Source organism: Pseudoflavonifractor sp. 60 (assembly GCF_009911645.1).
Lineage (GTDB): Bacteria > Bacillota > Clostridia > Oscillospirales > Oscillospiraceae > Lawsonibacter.
Map to the genome: position 1 here is coordinate 1 of NZ_QWKI01000151.1, position 5,354 is coordinate 5,354.

Here is a 5,354-nt window from a genome sequence, read left to right on the forward strand (position 1 = left end):
TGGGGATTGATTTGCTGGCATTGCCTCTACTTGAAATCTAAAGTAGAAGATAGTCTGCCGATGACAATCCCCCGCCCTCGCTTCGCTCGGCCACCCCCTTTGCCAAAGGGGGCAAGCGGCTGCGCCGCTTGTGGGGCCCGGCGTCACCAGCGCAGCAGCGCTCCGGCCCAGGTCAGGCCGCCGCCGAAGCCCACCATCAGGACCCGCATACCCGGCAGCAGCGCACCGCTCTGGACCAGCTCATCCAGGGCGATGGGGATGCTGGCAGCGGAGGTGTTGCCGTAGCGGTCCATGTTCTTGTAAAACAGCCCCTCCCGGGCTTTGAGCCGCTTGGCCACGTGGTCGATGATCCGGGCGTTGGCCTGATGGCAGACCACCAGGTCCAGGTCGTTGACCGATGTAAGGCCATCCGCCTCCAGCAGCTGGCGGATGGAGCCCTCCACCACTTCCGCGGCGAACCGGAACACCGGCTTGCCCTCCATGTGGATGGCGGAGGGGACCGGTCCCGGGCCCTGGACCCGAATGCTGGACTGATCTCCCCGGGCGCCGAAGACGGTGTGCCAGGTGCGCGTCTCGTCCCGCCGGATGACCGCCGCCCCCGCCCCGTCGCCGAAGAGGACGCAGGTGTTGCGGTCGGTCATGTCCATGACCCGGCTGATGACCTCCGCCCCCACCACAATGGCATAGGGCCGGGGGGCGCCGGGGAGAAGGGCGTGGGCTGTCTGCAAACCGTACAGAAATCCGGCGCAGGCGGCGTTCAAATCAAAGCAGATGGTGTCCTCCGGCAGGCCCAGCTCCCTTTGCAGCAGGCAGGCGGTGGAGGGGCTGGCGTGGTCGGGGGTAAAGGTGCCCACCAGACACACGCCGATGTCCGCCGCCGTCAGCCCAGAGCGCTCCATGGCCTGCCGGGCCGCGCCCAGAGCCAGGTCCAGACCGGTCTCGCTCTGGCAGAAATGGCGGCTGTGTATGCCGGTGCGGCTGAACACCCACTGGTCGCTGGTGTCCACCGTTTGGCTTAAATCCTCGTTGCTGACGACCCGCGCCGGAAGACACCGGCCGGTGGCCAGAATATGGGGTGCGCTCATGGTTCCTCCTTCCCCGCCAGCGGCAGATCCTGCCCCATGGCGCGGAACATTTCATATCGCTGCCGGGCCAGGGCGGGCCCCTTCAGCTTGTCCAGGGCGGCCAGCTCCTTTGACAGAGCGGCGTCCAGTGTGCGGAACATGGTATCCCAGTTGGTGTGGGCCCCCTCCTGGGGCTCCCGCAGGACCCCCTGCACAATGCCGCCCCGGCGCAGGTCCTGGGCGGTGAGCTTCATCACAGCGCAGGCCTCCCCGGCGCGGCTGGCGTCCTTCCACAAAATGGAGGCGAAACCCTCGGGGGAGAGCACTGAATACACCGCGTGCTCCAGCATGAGGACCCGGTTGGCCACCGCCAGCGCCAGCGCGCCGCCGCTGTTTCCCTCGCCGGTGATGACCGAGATGATGGGCACCTCCAGGGCGCTCATCAGGGCCAGACACTGGGCAATGGCCTCTCCCTGGCCCCGCTCCTCCGCCTCCTTCCCCGGGTAGGCCCCCGGGGTGTCCACGAAGGTGATAATGGGGCGGCCAAACTTCTCCGCCTGCCTCATCAGCCGCTGGGCCTTGCGGTAGCCCTCGGGGGAGGGCATCCCAAAGTTGCAGCGGAGGTTTTCCTCCAGATTTTTCCCCTTCCGGTGGCCCACCACCGTGACGGGGCGGCCGTGGAACCGGGCGATGCCCCCCAGAATGCTGGGGTCCTCGCCGCCCAGCCGGTCCCCCCGCTGCTCAAAGAAGTTGGTAAAGAGGGCGTCGATGAAGTCCGCCGTCCCCGGACGTCCCGGGTCCCTGGCCAGCTTCACCTTTTCCTCCGGCGTGTAGCGGCTCATAGCCGTCCCCCCTTCTCGTGGAGGGCCAGCAGCTGGCTGAGCACCTCTCGCCACTCCGTCCTGGATACAATGCGGTCCAAAAAGCCGTGGTCCAGCAGATACTCCGACCGCTGGAAGCCCTCGGGCAGCTTTTCCTTGATGGTCTGCTCAATGACCCGCGGCCCGGCAAAGCCGATGAGGGCCCCGGGCTCGGCCAGCAGAAAATCCCCCAGAGAGGCGAAGCTGGCGGTGACCCCGCCGGTGGTGGGGTGGGTGAAGCAGGAGATATACAGCCCGCCCCGGCTCTGAAAGCGCTGAATGGCGGCGGCGGTCTTGGCCATCTGCATCAGGGAGAAGATCCCCTCCTGCATCCGGGCCCCTCCGCTGGCGGAGAAGAGGATCAGGGGCAGCTTTTTCCGGGCGGCGTACTCGATGCAGCGGGTGATTTTCTCCCCCACCGCCGTGCCCATGCTGCCCATGAGAAAGGAGCTGTCCAGCACGCCGAAGACCGCCTTCCGACCCTCGATTTTGCCCACCGCGGCCACCGCCGCGTCGCTCAGGCCGGTCTCCTCCTCCAGCGCCGCCAGCTTCTCCGTGTAGCCGGGGAAAGCGAGGGGGTCCGCCGGGGCCAGCTTCTCCTCCAGTTCCTGGAAGGAGCCGGGGTCCAAAATGGCGGCCAGCCGGTAATAGGCCCCGATGGGCCGGTGAAAGGCACACCGGGGGCACACCTGCAAATTGCGCTCCCACTCCAGATTGGAGCTCTCCGCCCCGCACCCCGGGCACTTGGTCCGCCGCAGGCCGGTGATCTTCTGTTCCCGCATGGTCCGGTAGGTCAGCAGCCGGTCCCGGCGCTGGGAAAAGGTTCGGTTCATGGTTCTTCCTCCATCAGACGGTCGCAGGTCCGGGCCAGCTCCAGCAGCCGGTCCAGGTTCTGGTCCAGATAGCCGGTGTCATACTGGCCCCGGATAAACTGGGCGTCGTGCATAATCAGGTGGGCCAGGGGGGCGCTGGTGGGACAGCCCTCAATAATCAGCTCCTCCAGGGCCCGGCGCATCCGGCGGATGGCCTCCAGCCGGGTCGGGGCGTGGGCCAGGACCTTGGCCGCCAGCGAGTCGTAGTAGGGGGGGATCTCATAGCCGGTGTACAGGGCGGTATCGACCCGCACCCCCGGTCCCCCGGGCAGGTGGAGGAGGGACACCGTTCCCGGACAGGGCATAAAGTCCCGCTCCGGGTCCTCGGCGTTGACCCGGCACTCGATGGCGTGGCCGGTAACCCGCACCTCCTCCTGGGAGAAGGACAGGGGCAGGCCGGCGGCGATCCGCAGCTGCTCCTTCACCAGGTCAACTCCGGTGACCAGCTCGGTGACAGGGTGCTCCACCTGAATGCGGGTGTTCATCTCGATAAAGTAGAACTGCCCGCCGGGGGAGAGGACGAACTCCACCGTCCCCGCCCCCACGTAGCCCGCCGCCCTGGCCACCGCCACAGCGGCCCGGCCCATCTCCTCCCGCAGCTGGGGGGTCAGGGCCATGGAGGGGGACTCCTCCACCAGCTTCTGGCGGCGGCGCTGGATGGAGCAGTCCCGTTCCCCCAGGTGGACCACGTGGCCCTGGGTGTCCGCCATGATTTGAAATTCAATGTGCCGGGGATTGAGAATGAGCTTCTCCAGATACAGCTCCCCGTCGCCAAAGCAGGCCACCGCCTCGGCCCGGGCCTCCTGCCAGGCGCGGGGAACCTCCTGGAGGCTGTTGGCCTGGCGCATCCCCCGGCCGCCCCCTCCGGCGGAGGCCTTCAGCAGCACGGGACAGCCCACCTCCTCCGCCAGCGTTTGGGCCTGGCGGACGTCCTTCAGGGGTCCGTCGGAGCCGGGCACCACCGGGGCGCCGGCCTTCTGGGCCAGGGTGCGGGCGGCGGCCTTGCTGCCCAGTGCGCGGATCACATCTCCCGAGGGGCCGACGTATTTCAGCCCCGCCTGGACGCACCGATGGGCGAAGTCGGGATTTTCCGACAGGAAGCCGTAGCCGGGGTGGAGGGCGTCGCAGCGGGCGGCCAGGGCGGCGGAGAGGATGGCCTCCTGATTCAGGTAGCTGTCCGCCGCTCTGGCGGGGCCGATGCACAGGGCTCGGGTTGCCAGCTGGGCGTGGAGGGCGCTCTCGTCGGCGGCGGAGTAGACGGCCACCGTCTCAATGTCCAGCTCCCGGCAGGCCCGGATGATCCGCAGGGCGATCTCCCCCCGGTTGGCGATGAGGACCCGTTTCAGCATAATATCACACCCTCCGAATGCGGAACAGGGGGGCGTCAACCCCCACCGCCTCGCCGTCCTTGGCCAGGACCTCCTCCACCACGCAGTCGGCGGGGGCGGGGACCTCGCTCATCATCTTCATGGCCTCGATGAGACACAGGGTATCCCCCTTCTTCACCTGGGTCCCGGGGGTCACGTAGGGGGGCTCGCCGGGGGCGGGGGCGGCGTAGAAGGCCCCCACCAGAGGGGCGCGCACCACCTCGCCCTGCTCCGGTTCCGTCGGGGCGGCGGCGGGGGCGGAGACGGAAACAGGGGCGGCGGAGACCGCTGTGTCCCGGCGCAGAGCGATCCGCTCTCCGCCCCGTTCCCACTCCAGCGCCGTCAGCCCGGAGGCGGCAAAACGGTCCATCAGGCCGTAAAGTTCCTGAAACTCCATGGCGCTCAGGCCTGCTTGCTCTGGACGTAGTCCAGAATGTCCCGGACGGTCTTCAGCTTCTCCAGGTCCTCGTCCTCGATGGTGACCCCCAGGCTCTCCTGGAGGGCCATGGACAGCTCCACGATCTCCAGGGAGTCGGCCTCCAGCTCCTCCACCAGGTTGGTGTCCAGCGCCACCTGTCCGGCGTCGCAGCTCAGGGTCTCCACAATAATATCCCGTACAGTCTCAAAGGTAATTTCCATTTGAATCCATCGTCCTTTCGGCAAAATTGATCGTTTATCAGTTCAGATATTTTACCTAAAAAAAATTTAGATAAAATACTTGAGGCTTATTATAGAGAAAACGGCCCAACTGTCAAGGGGAATTTTGCCAGGGACAGGCTTTTCTCCTTTTTTCACAAAAGGGGACCCCGATTGCCGGCAGATTTTCCCGGCGGAGCCAAGGATTTTTGGGACTTTACGGTGGGGGGCAGGCGGCTGACGCCGCTTTTTGGGCCTGGCGAAGCAGGGCCGGGCCCCGTCCCGCCCGCAGGCGGCCTGGCCCCTTTGAAAAGGGGCTCCGGCGAAGCAGGGCCGGGATTGATTTGCTGGCATTACTTCTACTTGGAATCTAAAATAGAAGATAGTCTGCCGTTAACAATCCCCCGCCTTCGCTTCGCTCAGGGGCCCCTTTTGCCAAAGGGGGCAAGCGGCTGCGCCGCTTGTGGGGCCCTGCAAAGCAGGGCTCATCCCTCGTCCCGCCCGCAGGCGGCCTGGCCCCTTTGAAAAGGGGCTCCGCGAAGCGGTGGGGATTGA

6 protein-coding genes are annotated in these 5,354 nt (G+C 66.5%); all 6 read right to left on the minus strand.

Translation table 11 applies throughout. The features are described from left to right. Positions 1-143: 143 nt before the first annotated feature. From D1646_RS16260 to D1646_RS16285, 6 genes are read right to left on the minus strand one after another with little or no spacing between them, the layout of a single operon-like run. A complete protein-coding gene (locus D1646_RS16260; protein ID WP_160637481.1) occupies positions 144-1,085 on the minus strand; it encodes a beta-ketoacyl-ACP synthase III in 942 nt (313 codons plus the stop codon). Next, positions 1,082-1,906: an acetyl-CoA carboxylase carboxyltransferase subunit alpha gene (locus D1646_RS16265; RefSeq protein ID WP_160637482.1), complete on the minus strand. Its 825-nt coding sequence runs from the start codon at positions 1,904-1,906 to the stop codon at positions 1,082-1,084. Before D1646_RS16265 ends, D1646_RS16260 begins: the two co-directional genes overlap by 4 nt. Next, positions 1,903-2,757: an acetyl-CoA carboxylase, carboxyltransferase subunit beta gene (gene accD, locus D1646_RS16270; RefSeq protein WP_160637483.1), complete on the minus strand. Its 855-nt coding sequence runs from the start codon at positions 2,755-2,757 to the stop codon at positions 1,903-1,905. Before accD ends, D1646_RS16265 begins: the two co-directional genes overlap by 4 nt. Then, positions 2,754-4,145: an acetyl-CoA carboxylase biotin carboxylase subunit gene (gene accC / locus D1646_RS16275; RefSeq protein WP_160637484.1), complete on the minus strand. Its 1,392-nt coding sequence runs from the start codon at positions 4,143-4,145 to the stop codon at positions 2,754-2,756. The genes accD and accC overlap by 4 nt, the downstream gene beginning before the upstream one ends. A 4-nt stretch (positions 4,146-4,149) precedes the next feature. Further along, complete coding sequence (locus D1646_RS23765; RefSeq protein WP_160637485.1) at positions 4,150-4,560, minus strand: biotin/lipoyl-containing protein; 411 nt, start codon at positions 4,558-4,560, stop codon at positions 4,150-4,152. A 5-nt stretch (positions 4,561-4,565) separates the two neighbouring features. Continuing rightward, positions 4,566-4,802 (minus strand): acyl carrier protein, encoded by a 237-nt coding sequence (locus tag D1646_RS16285; protein ID WP_160637486.1) that lies wholly within the window; start codon positions 4,800-4,802, stop codon positions 4,566-4,568. Positions 4,803-5,354: the final 552 nt, after the last annotated feature.